The sequence below is a fragment of the Levilactobacillus spicheri DSM 15429 genome (assembly GCF_001435095.1).
Taxonomy (GTDB): Bacteria; Bacillota; Bacilli; order Lactobacillales; family Lactobacillaceae; genus Levilactobacillus; species Levilactobacillus spicheri.
The window spans coordinates 1-17369 of sequence record NZ_AZFC01000035.1 but is presented as its reverse complement, the minus strand read 5'-3'; the positions used below and the strand labels follow the sequence as shown (position 1 = coordinate 17369).

At 57.2% G+C, this 17369-nt stretch carries 22 protein-coding genes; 20 read left to right on the top strand and 2 right to left on the bottom strand.

Annotated features, from left to right (window positions below):
• Positions 1–72: 72 nt before the first annotated feature.
• The 18 genes from FD37_RS08890 (at position 73) to FD37_RS08810 (ending at position 14530) form a co-directional block, all read left to right on the top strand.
• Positions 73–810: a YebC/PmpR family DNA-binding transcriptional regulator gene (locus FD37_RS08890; protein ID WP_045808330.1), complete on the top strand. Its 738-nt coding sequence runs from the start codon at positions 73–75 to the stop codon at positions 808–810.
• A gap of 354 nt (positions 811–1164) precedes the next feature.
• Positions 1165–1560: a hypothetical protein gene (locus FD37_RS08885; RefSeq protein ID WP_045808332.1), complete on the top strand. Its 396-nt coding sequence runs from the start codon at positions 1165–1167 to the stop codon at positions 1558–1560.
• Positions 1561–1644: 84 nt separating this feature from the next.
• Positions 1645–2607 (top strand): competence type IV pilus ATPase ComGA, encoded by a 963-nt coding sequence (gene comGA, locus FD37_RS08880; RefSeq protein WP_056964895.1) that lies wholly within the window; start codon positions 1645–1647, stop codon positions 2605–2607.
• On the top strand, positions 2546–3595 hold the full coding sequence (locus FD37_RS08875) for a type II secretion system F family protein (protein WP_082605167.1): 1050 nt from the start codon (positions 2546–2548) through the stop codon (positions 3593–3595). Before comGA ends, FD37_RS08875 begins: the two co-directional genes overlap by 62 nt.
• Positions 3592–3897 (top strand): competence type IV pilus major pilin ComGC, encoded by a 306-nt coding sequence (gene comGC / locus FD37_RS08870; RefSeq protein ID WP_045808334.1) that lies wholly within the window; start codon positions 3592–3594, stop codon positions 3895–3897. Before FD37_RS08875 ends, comGC begins: the two co-directional genes overlap by 4 nt.
• Positions 3884–4330 (top strand): type II secretion system protein, encoded by a 447-nt coding sequence (locus FD37_RS08865; protein ID WP_147007665.1) that lies wholly within the window; start codon positions 3884–3886, stop codon positions 4328–4330. Before comGC ends, FD37_RS08865 begins: the two co-directional genes overlap by 14 nt.
• Positions 4311–4511, top strand: coding sequence for a hypothetical protein (locus tag FD37_RS08860; protein ID WP_056964891.1), 201 nt, complete (start codon positions 4311–4313; stop codon positions 4509–4511). Before FD37_RS08865 ends, FD37_RS08860 begins: the two co-directional genes overlap by 20 nt.
• Entirely contained in the window at positions 4487–4951 is a 465-nt protein-coding gene (locus FD37_RS08855) for a prepilin-type N-terminal cleavage/methylation domain-containing protein (RefSeq protein WP_147007664.1), read from the top strand. The genes FD37_RS08860 and FD37_RS08855 overlap by 25 nt, the downstream gene beginning before the upstream one ends.
• Positions 4903–5148 carry a hypothetical protein gene (locus tag FD37_RS12840; protein ID WP_147007663.1) on the top strand — a complete coding sequence of 82 codons (246 nt, stop codon included), beginning with the start codon at positions 4903–4905 and terminating at the stop codon, positions 5146–5148. Before FD37_RS08855 ends, FD37_RS12840 begins: the two co-directional genes overlap by 49 nt.
• 71 nt (positions 5149–5219) lie before the next feature.
• Complete coding sequence (locus FD37_RS08850; RefSeq protein WP_045808367.1) at positions 5220–6239, top strand: class I SAM-dependent methyltransferase; 1020 nt, start codon at positions 5220–5222, stop codon at positions 6237–6239.
• Positions 6240–6255: 16 nt separating this feature from the next.
• A complete protein-coding gene (locus FD37_RS08845; protein ID WP_045808338.1) occupies positions 6256–7452 on the top strand; it encodes an acetate/propionate family kinase in 1197 nt (398 codons plus the stop codon).
• A gap of 216 nt (positions 7453–7668) precedes the next feature.
• Positions 7669–9114 (top strand): amino acid permease, encoded by a 1446-nt coding sequence (locus FD37_RS08840; RefSeq protein WP_056964889.1) that lies wholly within the window; start codon positions 7669–7671, stop codon positions 9112–9114.
• Between the two features lie 238 nt (positions 9115–9352).
• Positions 9353–10201, top strand: coding sequence for an aldo/keto reductase (locus FD37_RS08835; RefSeq protein WP_056964887.1), 849 nt, complete (start codon positions 9353–9355; stop codon positions 10199–10201).
• Positions 10202–10306: 105 nt separating this feature from the next.
• Positions 10307–10915 (top strand): metallophosphoesterase family protein, encoded by a 609-nt coding sequence (locus FD37_RS08830; RefSeq protein WP_045808341.1) that lies wholly within the window; start codon positions 10307–10309, stop codon positions 10913–10915.
• 59 nt (positions 10916–10974) lie between these two features.
• Positions 10975–12354 (top strand): bifunctional metallophosphatase/5'-nucleotidase, encoded by a 1380-nt coding sequence (locus FD37_RS08825; RefSeq protein ID WP_056964885.1) that lies wholly within the window; start codon positions 10975–10977, stop codon positions 12352–12354.
• Between the two features lie 18 nt (positions 12355–12372).
• The gene (locus FD37_RS08820) at positions 12373–13068 is read left to right on the top strand and encodes a YutD family protein (RefSeq protein ID WP_056964883.1); all 696 of its coding nucleotides are present in this window, start codon (positions 12373–12375) and stop codon (positions 13066–13068) included.
• A gap of 12 nt (positions 13069–13080) precedes the next feature.
• A complete protein-coding gene (locus FD37_RS08815) occupies positions 13081–13875 on the top strand; it encodes a TIGR01457 family HAD-type hydrolase (RefSeq protein ID WP_056964881.1) in 795 nt (264 codons plus the stop codon).
• Positions 13868–14530: a TIGR01906 family membrane protein gene (locus FD37_RS08810; protein WP_056964879.1), complete on the top strand. Its 663-nt coding sequence runs from the start codon at positions 13868–13870 to the stop codon at positions 14528–14530. The genes FD37_RS08815 and FD37_RS08810 overlap by 8 nt, the downstream gene beginning before the upstream one ends.
• A 72-nt stretch (positions 14531–14602) precedes the next feature.
• On the opposite strand, the gene FD37_RS08805 is transcribed toward FD37_RS08810, so the two are convergent.
• The gene (locus FD37_RS08805; protein ID WP_045807366.1) at positions 14603–15274 is read right to left on the bottom strand and encodes a VTT domain-containing protein; all 672 of its coding nucleotides are present in this window, start codon (positions 15272–15274) and stop codon (positions 14603–14605) included.
• 122 nt (positions 15275–15396) lie between these two features.
• Positions 15397–15888, bottom strand: a complete 492-nt coding sequence (locus FD37_RS08800) for a phosphatidylglycerophosphatase A family protein (RefSeq protein WP_056964877.1) — start codon at positions 15886–15888, stop codon at positions 15397–15399.
• Between the two features lie 131 nt (positions 15889–16019).
• Between FD37_RS08800 and FD37_RS08795 the strand changes: the two genes are divergently transcribed.
• Together FD37_RS08795 and FD37_RS08790 are read left to right on the top strand one after the other, a co-directional pair.
• Positions 16020–16607 (top strand): peptidylprolyl isomerase, encoded by a 588-nt coding sequence (locus FD37_RS08795; protein ID WP_045807365.1) that lies wholly within the window; start codon positions 16020–16022, stop codon positions 16605–16607.
• Positions 16608–16625: 18 nt separating this feature from the next.
• Positions 16626–17012: a CvfD/Ygs/GSP13 family RNA-binding post-transcriptional regulator gene (locus FD37_RS08790; RefSeq protein ID WP_045807364.1), complete on the top strand. Its 387-nt coding sequence runs from the start codon at positions 16626–16628 to the stop codon at positions 17010–17012.
• Positions 17013–17369 lie beyond the last annotated feature (357 nt).

Genomic DNA, 17369 nt, shown 5'->3' with positions numbered 1-17369 from the left:
GGGGGTGGGTGCTAAAATTAGCAATGTCTGTTTTATATGGATATATAAATAATTTAGAAAAGAGGAGTTACGATGTCAGGACATTCTAAATGGCATAACATCCAGGGTCGGAAAAACGCCCAGGACGCAAAACGTGGAAAAATTTTCCAAAAGATCTCACGTGATTTGTACCAAGCTGCAAAAGCAGGTGGTGTTGACCCCGACGGTAACCCTCAACTTCGTTTGGAAATGGACAAGGCCCGTGCAGCCAACATGCCAAAGGAAAACATCAAGCGTGCGCTTGACAAAGCCTCTGGTCTTGGTGGTGCCAAGTTCGAAGAAATCACCTACGAAGGATACGGTCCAGCCGGGACTGCCATCATGGTTTCCGCTTTGACGGATAACAAAAACCGGACGGCGGCAGCCATTCGTTCCGCCTTTACGCACCATGGCGGTTCATTAGGCGCTAACGGGTCCGTTTCCTATATGTTCGATCGGAAAGGTTACATTGTAATCTTACGTGACGGCTTAGACACGGATGAAGATACGATGTTGATGGATGCACTCGACGCTGGGGCGGACGACATGGATACGACCGATGACGAATTTACGATTTGGACGGACCCATCGCAAGAAATTGCCGTGCGTGATGCCTTACAAGACAAGGGCTACAAGCTCGACACTGCCGAAGTGCGGATGTTCCCTCAAAACACGACCACTGTCCCAGAAGACAAGGTCTCGCAATACCAAGGCTTGATCGACGAACTGAACAGTAACGACGATGTTTCGGACGTTTACGAAGCGGCTGTCTTACCAGAAGGCGTTGAATAAGACCTGCTAAAGCTGGTTAATGAAAGGGCGGTTTTCCCTGAGCACATGCTCGGGGGAGACCGCCTTTTTGAATGGGGCGGCCGTTGGTTGGGCGGAAGAAATTTGTGGGTAACGAGGCGCGGGTGGCCACCGCGTCAAAGTGGGAAGAAAGGTTGTCGTGGCGGACTTTACCGCCGTTGGTGGAAAATGGGTCGTGCGCGCAGCGGTTGGTTAAATGAAAGCCGACACTTGCACAAATAGTCAAAATGGTTCACTATGAGATTATAGACAATCATTAATCTACTACACTAATTAGTTACTGATTAGGTTATTCTGTTAGCGCTGATTGGGGTAGTGGGCAAAGGACGAACGCGGATGAACGAAGCACACAAGGACCAAGCACAACGAATCTACTACAATCGAATGCCCATTTCCGACCAATTGAACACGATTGCCCACGTGATCCGGTTGTGTGGTCAGGATTTGGTTTTTACCGATTACTTGAAACACCAATTGATCGATGAACACCGAACCATTGACGGCGACGAGTTGAGCCGCATTTTGAACGACAGCCAGTATAATATCATTGGGTTGACCAAGACCCCGCACGAGACTTACACGGACGTCCGGTACATCCTGCAGGGGACTCACGTTTTCGATGCCGACTTGAATGGCCGACCGATTAAGGCTCTGCTGCGGCTGGTCATCTCGGAGACCCGCCGGAGTATCGTGACGGCCTACTATAGTGACGTGACCCGGTTTTACGATTAAGTTCCCTTCGTGGGAGCTTTTTTTTTCGCCAAATTTGTCCGGTCTTGACGGAGTTAACCAAAAGCACCGTAAAGGAGGAATCACATGATTCAGCAATTAGCCACGGACCTGATTCTGGCCGCCTACCGCCAGCGGGTCAGCGACGTTTACCTATTGCCCACCGCCACGGGGTATCACCTACGCTTTCGGCGCGGTGCCCAGCCGCTGTTGTGGCGGGAACTGTCGCAGGATCAGGGGCAACGTTTGTTGACCTATTTCAAATTTCACGCCGATATGACGGTCAGTGAACGGCGGCGCCCCCAGGTCGGGGCCTTGACCTGGCCGGTGACCGAGACCCACGTCGAATTACGGCTATCGACGGTGGGGGATTACGTGGGGCGCGAATCGTTGGTCATTCGGTTGATCTACCCGTATCAGGCCAGCGAACTGGCGTATCTGCTGCCCCGTCAACGGCCCCAGGTCGCGGCGTTGGCTCAGCAACGGGGATTGGTGTTGTTCGCGGGGCCGACGGGGGCGGGGAAGACCACGACGATGTACACGATTGCCCGTGAGTTGGCGCAACGAGCCGTGGTGCTGACGATTGAGGATCCCGTTGAGGTCAAGGAGCCCCAGTTTATTCAGCTACAGGTCAACGCGGCGGCCCAGATGACCTATGACGCGCTGATCCAGGTGGGGCTACGGCACCGGCCCGACGTCTTCGTGATCGGGGAGATTCGGGACGCCCGGACGGCCCAGGCCGCCGTTCGCGCCGCCTTGAGCGGCCACCTGGTGCTCAGCACGGTCCACGCCAAGAGCGCGACGGGGACCCGGGCCCGGCTCGCGGACCTGGGGATCGCCGATGCGCAGCTGCGCCAGGTCCTGGTAGCCAGTAGTTATCAGCGGCTGATTCCCCGCACGGCGCGGGGGCCGGCCGTCTTATTGGACCTGGTAACGGACGCGGCACTGTGGCAACCGGGAACTTGGAAAGGATGGCGACAAGCCCTTGATGAAGCTTTTCACGCTGGCACGATTACGCAAACGACCCAACGGGTCTTTCAGAACGGCTAGGTGGCCCCTCTCACAACAGGCCGCGGTCTGCCGCTTACTGGCGGACCAACTGGCGAGCGGGTTTTCCCTGCGACAGGCCCTGCGCTTTTTACGCACGACCACGCGCCGGTTACCGGCGGACCTCGGTCAAATGGAGGCGGACCTGGCGGCGGGCACCCCCTTTTTAGCGTGTCTGACGCCGCACCTCCAGGCCAACGTGGCCTTTCAACTGCAACTCACCGCGGTCAACGGGGACCTGGGGGCGGCGCTGGCCCAGGCGGCGACCTTCTTACGGTTATTGGCGCAGCAACGGCGGCGCCTGCGGCAACTGTTGGCCTATCCGCTGGGGCTGCTGGGGGGCATGGGTGGCTTGTTGGGCGCGCTCCAATGGGGCGTTCTGCCCCAACTGCAGAGTGAATTGGCCCCGCAAACGGGGCCGGTCCATCCCGCCTGGCCGGGAGTCTGGGGGATACTTGGTGGCGGCGTGGTAGTGGGCATCGGTCTGGTGCTTCGCTGGTGGTGGCGGCTGCCCAGCCTGCGCCGAGCAAGCCGGTGCCTGCACTGGCCGTTAGTGGGCCCCATCTTTCAGACATACTACGCGTATTATCTCGCGGCGACCCTGAGCCAGCTCCTGGCGAGTGGACTGAGCGTCCAGCAGATGCTGGCCCAGTTGCGGCAGCTGCCGCCCCGGGCCCTGCTGCGGCAATTGGCCGAGCACTTGCAACAGCGACTTGGCCAGGGGCAATTTCCGGTGGGCTGGCTGCAACGCCAGGCCTACGTACCCCAGCAGATTCTGGTTTTTCTACAGCAGGGCAGTCCCCGCGCACAACTCACGCGCGAGCTCACGGCGTATAGCCATTTACAGTATCGAGAACTGGTCCGGCTCAGCGAACGGGCCCTCAGCTGGGTCCAGCCGGTCCTTTTGACGCTGGTCGCGGGGCTGATCGTGACGGCCTACCTGCGCCTGCTGTTACCGCTCTATCAAAACTTACAGGGGGTCTATCAATGACGCACCGACACGGTTTTACGCTGGTCGAGATGACCATCGTGTTGTTTATTATTTCATTATTGATTTTAATTATCCTGCCCAACCTCAACGGCCAGCGCCACCGCGCCCAAGGAATTCACGAACACGCGATGGCCACGGTGGTCCAAGGTCAGGTGACCGCCTACTTGGACGATCATGAGGGGGAACATAACGTGACGTATGAGCAGCTGGTCAAAGAAAAGTATCTGACGCCGCAACAGGCCCATCAGGCCACGGCGGAACATCTCACGATTAAGGGGGATACGGTCGGTGAGCAGACGTAGACGGGGATTCACCCTGTATGAGATGGTGTTGGTCTTGGGAGTGACCGCCGGCTTGGGCTTACTGTTGGCCGGGCCGGCCGCGGTCAGTCGGGCCAGTCTTGCCGAACGGGCATTTTGGCCGGCGTGGCAGCGGTTGTGGCGGACCGCCCGCCAGCTTGCCATTAGTCAGCACAATGAAACGGTGCTGGTGGTGGTCCCGGCGTCCCGGCGAGTGGAGCTCTGGGCACCAAAGCCCTGGCGTTGTCGGCAGACGATTCCGATTCCTCGGAGCCTGCGGTGGTTGGACGGCCCCACCAAGACGGATTTTCGGTTTAACGCGCAGGGATGGGGCCAGGCCCGGACCGTTCACTGGCGGAGTACGGCCACCGGGCACCACTGGCAACAAGCGGTTCAATTCGGAGGGAGCTTAGTGAATGTTTACGAAACGGCGTAAAGACCGCGTCCGGGGATGGTTATTGCCGGACGCCCTGGTGGCGTTGAGCATCGTGTGTCTGACACTGGTGATGACGGAACAGGCCCTTTGGATGACGCACAGAGTCGCGGTGCGCGACCGGGCCACCCTAGTGCGCACCCGTCAGGAGCGGGACGTGTGGCTGGCCCGGACGCTGAGCTGATGGCGCCGCGGACCGGCTTTACCCTGGTGGAAGCCCTGCTGGCCCTGAGCATCGGCGCGCTGTTGGTGGGGTTGACGGCGGGCTGGGAACGGCAGACGAGCTGGCACCGTGACCCGGACCCCACCGCCCTTTATCTGTTTCTCCAGCGGCTGGAACAGCGGGGCCGCTACCGGTATCTGGGGCAGCACGGGAAGACGCTGGTGCTGGTGGATCACGCGCAGGCAGACAAGCACGTGCAACTGACGCTGGATGCGGCGCACACGCTCAGGTGGACCGATGACCGGGACCGGGGAAACTTTCTCTTGTTGCGGGGAGTTCGCGCCATCGAGTGGCGCGAACTGCGGTCAACGGACGTGGTGCAGTTACGCATCCAATGGGAAGGAGCGACGGCATGGGACGAGACCCTGGTCGACTTACGCGGCACCCCCGTGGCTTCTTAACGGCGTGGGCGTTGGTCTTTCTGGCAGCCATGAGTCTGTTACTGACCTTGATCTTGGTGGGACAAGCCGCCCGGCACCGGACGACGCAGGAGGTCGTGACGGTCTACCGGCAATCCATTTCACAATATCGACGGCAGGTCGCTCGCCGGGAGGCTTCGGTCGCTGACCACGCGAGGACACAAAGATTGCTTGAATAAGTTCTCAAAAATCGGTAGTATAGAGAACGGATACATTGTGTTATGTTATTTTCACAAGGAGGCGAAGCGTCCTGTCACAAGAACAGACGGAAGCACTCTTTAAGGTCCTGGATCAATCGACCACGACCCTGCAAAAGGTGCTCGAAACTTCTTACCTAGATGCCTTGATTGAGACGGGGGACAACCTGTTGAATGGGACGGTGCAAGTCGAAGACGGGCGGCCCGACGAACAGACGGTCGCACAGTTGACGACGCTGTACCAGCAAGCACCTTGGCAAAGTTATGACGCGGAGACGGTTCGGCGGGCCATTCAGTTGGTCCTGTTGAAGGCGATTCGTGTTGATGAGATTCAAGCCAATCATCAATTAACCCCAGATACGATTGCCTACATCATGGGGTACTTGGTGACCCGGTTAGCGCACCGGAAGCACGACCTGACGCTGCTGGATTTGACGGTGGGAACGGGAAACCTGTTGACCGCGGTCGTGTCGCAGCTGAAGGAAGTGGTTCCCGGGAAGATCACGGCTTATGGGGTGGACAATGATGATACGTTGTTGGCCATCGCTCAGCTATCAAGTGACCTGCAGCGCCTACCCGTCGAGTACGTCCATCAGGATGCGTTGGAACCCCTCTTGGTTCCGGCGAGTGACCTGATCGTGGCGGACCTGCCGATTGGCTACTATCCCGTTGACGAGAATGCGCAGGGCTATCAGACCCGCGCCACCGAGGGCCACTCGTTCGTGCACCATTTGCTGCTCGAACAGGCCATTCGGCAACTCACGCCGGGGGGTGTCGGGGTCTTCTTAGTCCCGTCACAGTTGTTCCAGACGCAAGAGGCCAAGGGCTTACTGAAGTGGTTACCGAAGAATGCCTACCTGCAAGGCTTGTTGAATCTGCCAAAGGAGCTCTTCGCCAACGCGAACGCGCAAAAGGCCATTCTGATCTTGCAGAAGCCGGGAGCGGGCGCCAAGCAAGTTGAACAAGTGATGTTGGGAGAATTCCCTTCATTTAAAGATCAATCAGCGTTTCAAAAGTTTATCGCCGAGATCGTTCAGTGGGAAGAACAAAACCTGCTGACCGACAACGCGTAAAAGGAGAACAGACCACATGGGAAAATCTATTGCAATTAACGCCGGAAGTTCCACATTAAAGTTCAAGTTATTCGAAATGCCAGCCGAATCCGTCATCGCCGAAGGGGCCATTGACCGGATCGGACTGGGCAATTCGTTGGTCGAAATCAAGTACGGTGACGGCCAAAAGTACGAGACGCACCAAGACGTCAACGACCACAAGGAAGCCATCCAATTGATGCTGGACCAATTGACGGACTTGAAGATCATCAAGGACTTCAACGAAATCACGGGCGTTGGTCACCGGGTCGTTGCCGGTGGGGAAGAGTTCAAGGACTCCGCGATCATCGATGATGACGTTCTGAAGAAGATCGAAGACCTGGCCGAATACGCGCCTCTGCACAACCCAGCGGCGGCCATGGGTATCCGGGCCTTCAAGAAGATCTTGCCGAACGTCTTGAGCGTGGCGGTCTTCGATACGTCCTTCCACCAGACCATGCCAGAAGTCAACTACATGTACGGAATCCCTTACGAGTATTACCAAAAGTTTGGGGCCCGGAAGTACGGGGCCCACGGGACCAGTCACCGTTACGTGGCCAGCCGCGCAGCTGCGATGCTGGGTAAGCCGTTAGAGGACCTGAAGCTGATCACCATGCACCTGGGTGCCGGTGGCTCCATCACGGCCATCAAGAACGGCAAGTCCTTCGACACCTCCATGGGCTTCACGCCACTGGCCGGGATCGAAATGGCGACCCGTTCTGGGGACATCGATGCCTCATTGGTCGCTTACCTGATGGAAAAGCTGAACATTGACAAGCCGAATGACATGATCAACATTTTGAACAAGAAGTCCGGTCTGCTGGGTGTTTCCGGTGTTTCTGCCGACATGCGGGACCTGGAAAAGGTTCAAGACAAGAACCACCGTGCTAAGTTGGCCCGGGACATGTTCATCAACCGGATCGTCCGTTACGTGGGCGCTTACCTAGCTGAACTGGGGGGTGCCGACGCCATCGTCTACACGGCCGGTGTGGGTGAAAACGACATTATGATTCGCCAAGAAGTGGCCGACAAGCTGGGCTACTTCGGCATCGGTGTCGACCCTGAAAAGAACAACATTCGGGGCGTGGAACGGGACTTGAGTAAGGAAGGTTCCAAGATCAAGACCTTACTGATCCCAACCAACGAAGAATTGATGATCGTCCGGGATATCGAACGGTTGCGGAAACAAGCTTAATTGAAATGGGTTACAAGGGCGTGCTGCCGGGATTGGTCCCGGGGCACGCTTTTGCTTTCACATTAAAGTGAAAATAAATCAACAAAAATGTAATAAAGTGAAATAAATGCGATTATAGCGGGGCTCGCTCCGCTTAGGCCAATGAACTAACCAGCGTCGTCTCTGGTATTGTCCCCTTGAGCGTGTATAATGTATTTCAACAAGGGGGAAGTAAAGATGAAAAATACTCAATCAAATTCAAACCAGAGCTTCTCACGTGAGCTCAAAAGCCGCCACGTCCAGCTGATCGCCCTGGGGGGGACGATTGGGACGGGGCTGTTCCTGGGATCTGGTCAGGGGATTCATCTGGCCGGTTCCTCCATCCTGTTTGCCTATTTGATTACGGGTGTCATGTGCTTCTTGCTGATGCGGGCGTTAGGGGAACTCCTGCTATCCGACTTGAACACACACTCTTACATTGACTTTATTCGCCGTTACCTGGGTGAGAACATGAGCTTTGTGGCCGGTTGGACCTACTGGATCTGCTGGATCACGATCGCCATGGCCGAGATCACCGCGGCCGGGCAGTACATGCAGTACTGGTTTCCGGGGTTGCCCCAGTGGGTCACCGGTCTGGTGCTCTTAGGGATTCTGCTCTTATTGAATTCGGTCACCGTGAGTGCCTTCGGGGAAACCGAGTTCTGGTTCGCCATTATTAAGATCGTTGCCATCGTGGCCCTGATCATTGCCGGAATCTACATGGTCGCGGTTCACTTTCCGACGCCGGTCGGGCACGCCAGCGTGGCCAACCTGACCAACGGGGGCTTCTTCGCGAACGGGTGGAAGGGCTTCTTCTTATCCTTCCAGATGGTCCTGTTCAGCTTCGTCGGCATCGAAATGGTGGGGATGACCGCTTCCGAAACGGCCGATCCCAAGAAAGTGATTCCTAAGGCCATCAACGAGATCCCGATGCGGATCATCCTGTTCTACCTGGGGTCGTTACTGGCATTGATGTGCATCTACCCATGGCAATCGATTTCCGCCACCAGCAGTCCCTTCGTGCAGGTCTTCAAGAATGCGGGGATTCAGACGGCGGCGTCCATTATCAACTTCGTGGTCCTGACGGCGGCGGCTTCGGCCTGCAACAGTTCGCTCTTCACCACCGGACGGATGCTCTTCTCACTGACGTACCGCGGTAAGAGCAAGTTTGCGAAGCGGATGGGGACCTTGTCCAAGGCGCAAGTCCCGGTTCACGCGTTACGGTTCTCCACGGTGATCATCGCGGTCTCCGTTTTCTTGAACCTGATCATTCCGGGGCACGTGTTTGCCTTCGTCGCCAGTGTGGCCACGACCTGCTTCCTGTTCATCTGGGGATCCATCGTGCTGGCCCACATCAAGTACCGGCGGCAGTTGCAGGCGACCAAGCAACCGGGGCACGGGTTTAAGATGCCGTTGTTCCCATTCACGGATTACGCGGTCTTGGTATTCCTGGCCGGCGTCGGGGTCATCCTCCTGTTCCGGACGGACACACTGATCGCGTTAGTCGGGTCGGCCATCTGGTTGGTCGGTCTGTGGCTCGGGAAACGTCTGCGGAACCGGGAAAAGGCCAGCGAAATGGTTCGGGCGTCGTCCACAACGTCTACCACGGATTCCGATATTGAATCCGACGATTCTGACCGTTAGGACGTTGAGCGTTCATTATTGAAAAATAAACGAGAGGGGTCGTGACGCGCGAAGTCACGGCCTTTTTTGTAGGGGCGGCGTCACAGGGGACCGTTCGCCCACACCGGTTAACCGGGTTGGCCCCGCACTGGGTGCGGGCACTCCCCGATTTTTGCCCGGGACTTTGGTCCTGGAAACGGCGGAATTGGCCGTAAAGTGCTAGGATTAATGTAACGACTAAAATATGGAGGGGTTTCGGATGAAGACGTTAACGCTAGCAGGGCAGACGGTCCCGACGATTGGAATCGGCACGTGGCACATGGGGGACCAACCGCGGTTACGGGAGACGGAGATCGCCGCGATTTGTGCGGGGGTCGCCGCGGGAGCGCGGGTGATCGACACGGCCGAGATGTACGGGTCCGGCCGCTCCGAAGACCTGGTGGGCGAGGCCCTCAGTTCCTTGGATCGGCAACAGCTCTTTTTGATTTCGAAGGTGCTACCCGAAAATGCGTCCCGTGACCGGATGCAGACCAGCCTGGAGGCCAGCCTGAAACGGCTCCGGACGGACTACCTGGACCTGTACCTCTATCACTGGCGGGGGAGCGTGCCGTTGGCCGAAACGGTCGATGAACTGCAACGGTTGCAGGACCAGGGCCTGATCAAGGCCTGGGGCGTCTCGAACTTCGACATCGCCGACCTGCAGGAGCTTTGGTCGCTGCCTAACGGTCCGCACGCCCAGGCCAACGAGGACCTGTATCACCTGGGCAGCCGGGGCATCGACTATGCGGTCCTGCCGTGGCAACGCGAGCACCAGTTGCCGTTGATCGCCTATTCCCCCATCGCGCAGGGGGATGCGTGGGGCCAGCATTTGACCACGAATCCGGTGGTCAAACAGATCGCCGCGCAGCACGGGGTCAGCATTTATCAAGTACTCTTGGCGTGGGTCATTCGTGACCCGCAGGTGCTGGCCATCCCGCAAACCAGCTCGGTCGCGCATATGCAGCAAAACATCGCGGCGATGGACCTGACGCTCAGTGACGCCGAATTAGCCGCCCTGGATGAGCAGTACCCACGGCCAACGCGTAAGGAACCCTTAGACGTGATTTAAAGACAGTTAATTGAAACAGCGCTTCTGACGGGCGACTAGTGGCCCGGTGGTGATTTCGGACCACGGAAAGTGCGCCGTCAGAAGCGCGGACGAGGAGGTCAAAGCATGCAATACTTTACGTCAGATACCCATTTTTTTCATAAGGATCTGCTCGGCAACAACGATTTTGCCCCGCGTCCCTTTCCATCGGTCGAGGTGATGAACCAGACCATTATTGATCATTGGAACGCGCGGGTGGCACCGACCGATACCGTGTACCACCTAGGCGACATCGCGCTTTACTTCACGCACCCGGCCGTTAAGTCGGATCAGGCGGTCGCCGACGTGTTGTCCCAACTGAACGGGCACCTTGAGCTGATCAAGGGCAATCACGACAGCCGAGCGCTCTTCAAGTACCTGGCCGCGCACAATCCCATCGATCACGGGCAGCCTAAATACGCCTTTCACGACGTGGGGGTCCTGATCAAGTACGATCACCGGCAGTACTACATGACCCATTACCCGATGATGCTGGGGATCGTGAAGCAGATCATCAACCTGCACGGGCACATTCACCACTACGCGGTCCCGGTCAAGGAGAACATCAACGTCGGGGTCGACACCCCGGAGCAGCGTTATCTGACCCAGCCGGTCCCGTTTGGCACGCCGTTCTCGACGGCGGAGATCGAACAGATGGTGACGGGCAAGGCCGCCGAGTTCAAGACGAAACAATAGCTTGACCGTACTCGGGGGATGGCTTACGATTAAAATCAGTGTGATGAGGAGGCACGGGCATGGAACAGATCACCATCTTACACACCAACGACTTACACTCACACTTTGAGAACTGGCCCCGGATTCGGCGCTACCTCGCGGCGATACGCGCCACCGCCGAGCAAGCGGGGGGCACGGTGTACACCTTTGATCTCGGCGACCATGTCGACCGGGCACACCCCGTGTCGGAAGCCACGGTGGGCCAGCAAAACGTCAAACTGATGAACCAGGTGGGCTATGACGCGGTGACCATCGGGAATAACGAGGGCCTCGGGTTCATGCGCGCCCAACTGGACCATCTGTATGACCACGCTAACTTTCCGGTCGTCTTGGGCAACCTGCGGACCTTACAGGGGGCATTGCCGCACTGGGCCGTCGACCACCGGTTATTGACCACGGCGGCGGGGACCCGGGTGCTAGTGCTCGGGCTGACGGCGCCGTATCAGTTGACTTACCCCTTGGCGGGCTGGACGCCCCTGGCCGTCATGCCGACGTTGAGCCGCTTATTGGCCCAGTACCGGCAGCAGGCCGATTGTTGCGTATTATTGTCCCATCTAGGCATTAACGTCGACCGGCAGATTGCCAAGCGCTTTCCGCAGGTCGACGTGATCTTAGGCAGTCACACCCACCACCGCTTACCCCACGGCGAACGGGTCAATCACAGCCTGCTGGCAGCGGCCGGCAAGTGGGGGCAGTACGTGGGACGGGTGAGCCTGACCCTCGACTCGCAGCACCACATCGTGGCCGCCGCGGCAAGCGTGGTGGAAACGAAAACGTTGCCGGTTGAGCCGGCGGATGCCGCCGAGATTCAGGGCCTCAGCGACCTGGGAGAATCAATCCTATCGGAACAACGGGTCGCACAGGTCCCGGTCGCCATGGAAGCGAACGCCACGGGCCACCCCCAACTGGTCCAAGAGGGCCTGCACGCCATTGCCGAGTACGCGGGCACCCAGGCGGCCGTGTTAAACGCCGGCCTGTTTCTCCGCGATTTGCCGGCCGGGGTGGTCACCCAGCAACACCTGCATCAGATGTTGCCCCACAGCATGCACGTGATGACCGTGACCCTCGATGGCTATAACCTGTGGCGTCTGGTGCAGGAATTCGAGTCCGTTCGGCTCTTTCTGCGGCACTTTCCGCAGCGGGGGATGGGCTTTCGGGGCAAGGTCTTCGGGGAGTTGAATTACCTGGGAATCGCCTACGACGCCCAGACCCACGCGGTCACCTGGCGCGGTGAGCCCGTTTCCCCGTTGAAGACCTACCGGGTGGCGATGGTCGACCATTACCTATTTGTCCCGTTTTTCCCGACCCTGAAGATCGTGGGACAGAATCAGATCTTATATCAAGACTTATTACGGGAGGTGTTCGCCCAGTACCTCGGGCGGCACGACCCCTTACCTTAAAATTGAACGAACGAGAGGATGAAGACGGTGGATCGCAAGGATTTAGAAGCGTTGGTGGCTGAGCAGCGGGAGAAACGAGAGCCCAGTGCGCAGGTCGTGCGGGTCGATGAGACCCACCTACAGATCAACGGACACGACTACGAAATCGTGGCGGACGTCCGTCAGGGATTTAACCTGGAGGAGTTCGCCCAGCGCTACAGCACCGTTCTCAGCAAGTATGACTACCTGGTCGGCGACTGGGGCTTCGAGCAGTTGCGCCTCAAGGGCTTCTATGCCGAGGATCGCGCGGGCGCCAAGCAAAACCAGATCGACGCGGTGCAGGATTACCTGTACGAGTCCTGTAACTTCGGGTGCGCCTATTTTATTTTGCATAACTTAGACGCCAAGCCCGTGCAAAAGCCGCGGCGAAACCGCTCCCGGCGGCGCAACGGCAGCCATCATGGCAACCATCAAGAAACGACGGAGAAGGCCACCACGCCGACCAAGAATACGGCAACGGCGGCCAACGGTGAAAAAGCGGGCGGCAACGGCCACCATGGGGGCGGCCATCGCCGGCGGTCGCGGCACTCCCGGCACCGCAATACGACGCATCCGTACACGGAAGAGCGCCGGACCACGGCCCAGCCAGCCAAAGCGGCCGGTAAAACGGTCACCGTGGCCTCGGGTGGCCAGGGTCGGCGTCACTTTACCATTCGCAAGAAAAAAGAAGATTAGGGAGCGTTACGAGTGAAAGACTATCAAGCATACATGATTGACCTAGACGGGACCGTTTACGCGGGTAGCCAACGGTATCCAGCGGCCAAACGGTTCGTGGAACGCCTCCAGGCCGCCCAGATTCCGTTTAAATTTGTGACCAATAACACCACGAAACTCCCCGCGGCGGTGGTGCAGAACCTGGCGGACAATCACGATATTCACGTGACCACGGATAACGTGTACACGGCGGGACTGGCCACGGCCGACTATCTGGATCAGCTGGCCGGTGAGACGGGGCCCCGGACGGTCTACGTGATCGGTGAGATCGGTCTCCGGCAGGCCCTCGCGGCGAAGGGCTTCACCGTGGATGAGGACCGACCGGCCTACGTGGTGGTCGGTCTGGATAGCGACGTGACCTACGAGAAGTTTGCCAAGGCCATCCTCGCCATCAAACGAGGGTCGACCTTTATCGGGACCAATTCCGATTCCAACATTCCCAAGGCCCGGGGCTTGATGCCCGGGGCGGGGGCGTTGGTGGACCTGGTCCGGTACGCGACCCAGACGGCGCCCATCTTCGTGGGCAAGCCGGAACCCATCCTGCTACAAAACGTCCTGACACAACTCGGGGTGACCCCCGATCAGGCCATTATGGTGGGGGACAACTACCATACGGACATCGAGGCCGGCATTCACGCGGGCACGGACACACTGCTGGTGTATACCGGGGTCTCGACGCCGGCCCAGGTGGCCCAAGAAGCCATCCAACCGACCTATACGGTGGCGTCGCTGGACGAGTGGGACCTGAAAGCGGGGCCGCGTGGCTAGGTGGGGGCGCTGGTTGGGGCTGACGGCGCTATTCTTAGCGCTGGTCAGCTTGAGCATCACCCTGACCATCAACGCGCTTTGGTTATATCGGCTGAACATTAGCTGGTTAGACATCAGTCACACCGTGGATCTTTCTGCGCGGCGGCTGATGGAGAACTACCGGCAATTACTGGGTTACCTCGAGTTGCCCTGGGTGACGACGCTTAACATGCGGGACTTTCCCACGTCTTACACGGGGATGATTCACTTCGAGGACGTTAAACGCCTCTTTTTACTCGATCACGTGGTCCTGCTGATTACGATTGGCCCAGCCATCTGGTACCTGCGCGCGCTCAAACAGCGAGCGGAGCAGTGGCGGTTGCTACGGCCCATGCAGGTAGCTGCGGTGGTTCCGGTCGTTTTAGGCGGGTGTCTGGCGGTGAACTTTAACGGGTTCTTTATCGCCTTTCATCAAATCCTGTTCCGCAACAACGACTGGTTGTTTGATCCCCAATTAGACCCGGTCATCAACGCGTTGCCCGACACGTTCTTTCTCCAATGCTTCGTACTGGCCTTTTTGCTGTTTGAAGCGGGGGTCGGGGCAGCCTATTGGTGGGCGCGCCGGGCGATTCGACGGGCCACCGACCCGACGACGCCCCGGAACACGGACGCATAACACGAAAAAATCTCCGGGAGCCATCCCGGATACAAAAAAACGTTTAGCCAATCACGCCTAAACGTTTTTTACTTACTCATCTTCTGGTAAATTCTGGGGAGCTCGCGGCGTGGTATGCCGTCCCTTGAGCCAACCAACGATGGCGGGGATCAGGGAGATCACGATGATGCCCAGCACGACTGCTGAGAAGTGCTCCTTCACGAACGGAATGTTGCCGAAGAAGTAACCCCCACCACAGCAGATGAAGACCCAGGTGATGGCGGCACTGACGTTGTACTTGAGAAAGCGTTGGTACGGGAACTGCGACCCGGCCGCGGTGAACGGCACGAACGTCCGGATGATCGGCATGAACCGACCCAAGAAGATGGCTAACGGCCCGTGCTTCCGGAAAAATTGCTCGGATTGGGCCAACTTATCCTTATTGATCAGCCGGCCAAACCACGAGTGGTTCGATAAGGCGGCCCCGACGCGGTGTCCCAGGTAGAAGTTCAGCGAATCGCCCCCGATGGCGGCAATTAGGAACAAGGCGACGAAGAGCCAGATGTTCAGGCCATAGGCGGGGTTGGCAGCCAAGGCCGCGGCGGCGAACAGTAACGAGTCACCGGGCAGGAATGGCAAGATGACGGCACCGGTTTCGACAAACACAATCGCGAACAGAATCAGGTAGGTGGACCCACCGAACGTATTCACGATATTGACTAGGTGATCATCAATGTGTAAAACAAAATCGATTAAATAGCCCATTGAGGTACTCCTTCTCCATATTAAGGTTGCCTACATTGTAACGGCAATCGACCCCGCCGTCAGCCGGTGCGGCGAAACTTAAGGAAATTGTGACTTTTAAACGGGGGCTGGGAAGGTGAACGTTATAACGGAGCGTCGTCGTGGGCGAGACGGGCGGCCGCTGCTGCCGCGACCGCACCGACCAGGTCATCGAGGAAGGTGTGGATGTGTTCGGGGTCGTGAGCGTTGAGGATGCTCAGGATGCCGGGCTTGACCCGGTCGATGTAGCCGTAGTTGGTGAGGCCGATGGACCCGTAGACGTTGACGATGGAGAGCGCCATGGTCTCGTCGACACCGTAGAGGCCCTCATCTTGGGCCACGATGGTCTGAAGGGGTTCTAAGAGGGCGTGGTGTTCGGCACTGATGTCGAGTTGGATCCCCGTGATCAGGGCGTTTTGGACCTCCCGTTTGTGCAGCACGGTGGTGACACTTTCCCGTGCGAGGGGCAGTGTGAGGTCGGGGAGGTAGTCCTTTTGCAAGAACATGACCAGGTTGGCAATGGCTTCGAGGGACACCCCGCGCTGTTCGAGCAGGTCGGTGGTCCGTTGGTAGAGTGATGTGGATGATTTTGGCATGATAATCTCCTTATTAATGTGGTTGCAGAGCGTTGCCTCCAGTATAGCACCGACGTGTTCGGTTGCATTTTTGTCGTGGGGCGGTGATAATAGAAGCAGAACTTTTTTGAAAGAAGATATGGAGGACAATTATGACAAAGTTTCCACAGATTGATTTGGCTAATGCCAAGGGACCCAAGGTGACGCTCGCAACGTCCATGGGAACCATTCAAATGCAACTCTTTCCCGAACAAGCGCCCAAGACCGTTGAAAACTTTGTAACCCACGCCAAGGCTGGTTACTATGACGGCTTGACGTTCCACCGGGTCATCCCGAACTTTATGATTCAAGGAGGCGACCCAACCGGAACGGGGATGGGTGGCGAAAGTATCTGGGGGCAACCCTTTGCCGACGAATTCTCACCAGAGTTATACAACCTGCGGGGAGCCGTTTCCATGGCCAATGCCGGCCCTAACACCAATGGCAGTCAATTCTTTATCGTGCAAGACACGGATATGACCGAGCAGATGCAGGGGCAGATGCGCGATGCCGGTTTCCCAGAAGAAATCGTGAAGGCCTATCAAAACGGGGGGACCCCGTGGTTAGACTTCCGGCACACGGTCTTTGGCCAGGTCATTGCGGGGATGGACGTCGTCGATGCCATTGCCAAGGTGGACACGGATGCCAGTGATCAGCCGGCAACGCCCGTGACGATGGACAAGGTAACGGTCACCGATTAAATGAAGGAGGGCAACCCCATGGCATTTAAGATTGGCCAGCGGGTTTCCGGCCGAATTACGGGGATTCAACCGTACGGTGCGTTCGTGAGTCTCGGGGGCCATCGTCAGGGACTGATCCACATTTCCGAGTGTCATTGTGGCTACGTGAAGGATATCCATGATTATCTCAAGGTTAATCAAGAGGTTGACGTGGTGATTTTGGATATTGATGAATTCACGGGTAAGATCAGCCTGTCGATTCGCTGCTTAGAACACTTAGAGCTGGATGGGCCGCTCCATGAACACCAGCACCGGCACTATTGGACCAACCATCACGTCAACAACGGATTTAAGCCGATTGCTGACCGGTTAGAGGGCTGGAAAGCTGAAGCGTTACAACAATTAGATCAAAAGCAGACATCCTAGTGGGGTGTTTGCTTTTTTTATTGAAAAAATCCTTGACCGGGTTGCCAATGATTGATATGATATTATCTGTTGTCGCGAGGACGGCCAATTGCATAAATAACAGATTTCTGAATGTTCATACAAATTTGAAATTTGTGCTTGACGGTTCAAACAGCAACTGATACAATGATTTATGTTGTCGAGCAAGAGCTTGGCCAGTGATTAAAGTAGTTGAGTTTTGAATAAACATTCAAAATAAACTTCAAAAAGTTATTGACAAGGTTTTGACGACATGATATACTTTAAAAGTTGTCACGGAGCAATTGCTTCTGATAACTTGGTAGACCTTTGAAAACTGAACATTGTTTCGACAAACCA